Genomic DNA, 3,615 nt, shown 5'->3' with positions numbered 1-3,615 from the left:
GCTTGCGGTTCCCGCGCTTCGGCCGTAACGTCGGCCCTAACAATTCGTTCAAGCCGACGCCGCTTCGCGGCGCGGCTTAACTCAGGTGTTAGGCCGCTAAGAGCAATGCTTCCGTAGCTGCGCCAAGCTCTGTGCAGTCGCAACTCGCCAACCGATTCTCCCGCTGGGTTCCTGGCGCTCGGCCCCAACCGCGTTCACCGGTTCGTGCTTGCCTCAGCGTCGCCGGGCGCACGTGGCTTCTCGCGGCAGCAGACGCGCACGCACTCTCGTCGGCCACAGCGTTTCGTCGCAGCTCTCTCGTTGTGCGCACGCGCGGCTAGGCTCTCGGACGGCACAAGCAACTGCGTGGGGCAGCTTGCCATGCGCTCCCGCGCCCGCCTGTCCCGGTCTGCTGCTACTTTGCGCCCTAACAAGTCATTCAAGCCGACGCCGCTTCGCGGCGCGGCTTAACTCAGGTGTTAGGTTGCGGTTCGTACATCTCTGCAATTGGAGAAACAAATGCCATCCTCTTTCACTTTCCTGACTATGTTCTACGCGCCTGTCCTTGTCGTGTCTGCCATTTATATTTTTCTCGGCGTACGTGGCCAGAACGCAAGAGACAGAGTGCTGACCACCGCTGCAGCGGTAGGCGTAATGCTTGCTTGCATCTATCTGGCGCCAATGCTATTTGCGGTCGTATCAGGCGCATCGTTGGGGCTTATGCTGGGAACCGCCGTGTCCGCCAAGCCTGCTTTCCTCATTGCGTCCTTAGCCGCCATTGTGGCGTGCTCCCTGGCTTGTTTACTCACTCAAGCTGCAACGCGGTCTGTGGTTAAAAGGGCCGCGACCTAACAATTCATTCAAGCCGACGCCGCTTCGCGGCGCGGCTTAACTCAGGTGTTAGACCGCACTCAGCACGGTGAGGCTCAGGATAGTTACTGAGCCAATGTCTGCCGGCGGCTTGAACTGCTCCGCAATCACTGACTTCACTTGCCTGTAATCGACTTCTCCCGACAGATCGGGCGCTCCCTTAACGGTGATCGTGCCGTCCACATAGGCAATGGCCCCGATGTCGTGTTGCGTCATAGCGCAGTAGTGATATGTGGTTTTCATCTCGCCTCTTTGTGGGGCCGGTCTAACAATTTGCTCAACCCGACGCCGCTTCGGGTTCCCGGTGAAATCACGCGCTCACGGCGGCGCGGGTTAGCTCAGGCGTTATGTGCCACGGGAGATAATGTGGTGGCCGTTGATTACGACAAAATCGCAGATCGACTAGCTGCGCTCTCCGACGAGGAAAGGAACGCCTTTTCGGCCGGTTCCGTCGAATCGTCCTTGAAAGAGCATGCACGCTTCTCAGAAGCGTTTGAACAGGGGCGCTGCTACATCTGCGAGAGGCCGCTGGCGACCTTCTCCAGCGAAAACCCTTGTTTGCATTGGCTCCTGAAGCCAAAGGGGTTCAAGAAGAAGCACTTTCCGGCAGTAGCGGCCCGTTACTCGATGTTCCAGATCGAAACCTATCTGCGGTGGGTAGCGAATACGGACGGTCTCGCAAAGAACATCAATGCGCTACCCGAAGAGGGAACCGGGAAACTGCGCGAAGTCACTGTCCGCTATAAGCACTTGGAGTGGTCGTTCTCCTGCACGGAAAGTGACTTGCGCGGCCACGCGTCCACAGCGCATTCGAACTTCCCCCACTTTCACTTCCAGATGCGCCTAGACCGGCGGCCGTTCATCAACTACAGCGACTTTCATCTGCCCCTGCACGAGCGAGATGTCGTTGGCTTTGAGCTGTCGAAGCGCATGCCAGACATATTCAAGATCAAGTTCCCGGGCGGCGAAGGCATGGAAGAAATCCTGCAGCCGCAGAACTACCAAGTGCTTCTCAGTAAGTCATCAAAGTCGCCTGATCCGGAGCACGCCGGGCTCAACATCTCCAGCATGCTCATAGCCGATGATGGTCACACGATCGACGGCTCTGCGCTGGCGGACCTAATCGAGCGAGCACGAGCAGAAGGAGTTACCGTCGCTTCCCTGCTTCACACCATCCCCAACGCGAGCGCCACAACAATCATCTCGCCGGGGCCGGCGGTTGTTGAGCAAGCGCCGCGCAACGGGCGTGGCACATAACAATTCGTCCAAGCCGACGCCGCTTCGCGGCGCGGCTTAACTCAGGTGTTAGCCAGCCATGGAAAAGTTGTCGGGTCGGGTAGCAGAAATAACACGCCAAGAGTGGCGTGAGTTGGGCGTGCATTACTCCTCAGATGACAATACGAAAGAGTGGCATTTGCATGGAAGCAAGTCAGGCCTTATTCGTTTCGCTAAGAAGCTGGAATGGTTCGCTCGGAACCAAAATCGGGCGCTCTCCGAGCACGTACACCTTGGGCCACACTCTTACTTGACCCTCACCACTTGGCCAGAGCCCCGTCTGGATGACCGAGGCATCTGGGGACAACCGGATGACTTCGATCGGCTAGCTGACATTTTTGTGGGCGTACTCGATTCCAGTTCGCCTAGGCAAACCCACTGCATTCGCGAGCAGTTCGCATCATCTGCCCAGTACATTCTGGTCTTGCACATTGAGGCAGAGTCCTTCGATCCGGCCAGCCTAGATCCGCAACTGGCTGGCTAACAATTCGTTCAAGCCGACCCCGCATCGTGGCGTCAACAGCGTGCTTTGCGCTACGCTGCACGCTGTTGCCACCCCGCCGCGGGGCGGCTTAACTCAGGTGTTAGATCAATGGAGACATCTTTGTGACGGATGTACAACCAGAAGAATCCGGAGCAACTGTAGCTCAGCCCCCACTTACCAAATCGCGAAAAGCTTTGTCCGGGCTTAAGCGAGAGCTAACCAATGAAGAACTTAGCTCAACTGGCGCTCAAAAGATGCTCCTTGAGGAACTTGAGCGACTGACTGACGAGAACAACACCCTTTCGTCCTATCGAGATGACTTTCATAGGGTGGACAAAGACTTGGCGGTATCAAAAGAAAAGCATAAGCGAAACATTTCTGCTGAGATTGTTTCTGGGTCATGTTTAGCAATAGGTGCAGCAGCGCTTGGCTATGCCCCGGCTGTGTGGGCCAGTCCTCCTAGCGGCTGGATTTCCTTGGCATTTGGCATTGTTCTAACTGCCGGCGGCATCACAGCCAAGGCGATCAAACTATGAAACTCAAAATCAGCTCATATGCGGACGCTGGAAACTTCCAGAAGGAACGTATTGTCTTTAAGGCAATCTCTGAGCTAGAGCTTGGTGAGTACGCAGTATTTTGCTCCGCTCTATCATCCGATGGGAATGCAACTTCCGGAAAGAAAACGGCATATTGGTTCCCAGATGGCGTGATCAAAAAGGATGACTTGGTTGTTCTTTACACAAAAAAGGGAACATCTAGCACTAAAGAACTCGATGGGGGCCGGACTGCCCACTTCTTCTACTGGGGAGACGACCGCGCAATGTGGGGTAGTTCAAGCAATGCTGCTGTTCTACTGCAGGTAGCAAGTTGGACAAAGAAGGCACCTCCTAGCAGTTGATCTAACAATTCATTCAAGCCGACGCCGCTTCGCGGCGCGGCTTAACTCAGGTGTTAGGTCTGGCAAAAGCCTCCTGGCCACTTGACAAACCCGTATCCTTACGGATACA

General features: G+C 55.9%; 4 protein-coding genes. 3 read left to right on the top strand and 1 reads right to left on the bottom strand.

What is annotated here, in order from left to right; translation table 11 throughout:
- Window positions 1–879 precede the first annotated feature (879 nt).
- Window positions 880–1,092 (bottom strand): hypothetical protein, encoded by a 213-nt coding sequence (locus G582_RS0113250; RefSeq protein ID WP_156880551.1) that lies wholly within the window; start codon window positions 1,090–1,092, stop codon window positions 880–882.
- 126 nt (window positions 1,093–1,218) lie between these two features.
- On the opposite strand from G582_RS0113250, the gene G582_RS16775 reads away from it, so the two are divergent.
- The 3 genes from G582_RS16775 (at window position 1,219) to G582_RS18100 (ending at window position 3,506) form a co-directional block, all read left to right on the top strand.
- Entirely contained in the window at window positions 1,219–2,106 is an 888-nt protein-coding gene (locus G582_RS16775) for a hypothetical protein (RefSeq protein ID WP_156880549.1), read from the top strand.
- Window positions 2,107–2,730: 624 nt separating this feature from the next.
- Window positions 2,731–3,144, top strand: a complete 414-nt coding sequence (locus G582_RS18105) for a hypothetical protein (RefSeq protein ID WP_156880547.1) — start codon at window positions 2,731–2,733, stop codon at window positions 3,142–3,144.
- Complete coding sequence (locus G582_RS18100; protein ID WP_156880545.1) at window positions 3,141–3,506, top strand: hypothetical protein; 366 nt, start codon at window positions 3,141–3,143, stop codon at window positions 3,504–3,506. The genes G582_RS18105 and G582_RS18100 overlap by 4 nt, the downstream gene beginning before the upstream one ends.
- Window positions 3,507–3,615 lie beyond the last annotated feature (109 nt).

This window comes from Thermomonas fusca DSM 15424, from assembly GCF_000423885.1.
GTDB classification, from domain to species: domain Bacteria; phylum Pseudomonadota; class Gammaproteobacteria; order Xanthomonadales; family Xanthomonadaceae; genus Thermomonas; species Thermomonas fusca.
Note: the sequence above shows the minus strand (reverse complement) of the source record. Positions and strands in the feature narration are given on the sequence as shown.

Bases quoted from the DNA above. Each gene is read 5' to 3' on its own strand.
- G582_RS0113250 (WP_156880551.1), bottom strand. From the start codon at position 1,092: ATGAAAACCACATATCACTACTGCGCTATGACGCAACACGACATCGGG.
- G582_RS18100 (WP_156880545.1), top strand. From the start codon at position 3,141: ATGAAACTCAAAATCAGCTCATATGCGGACGCTGGAAACTTCCAGAAG.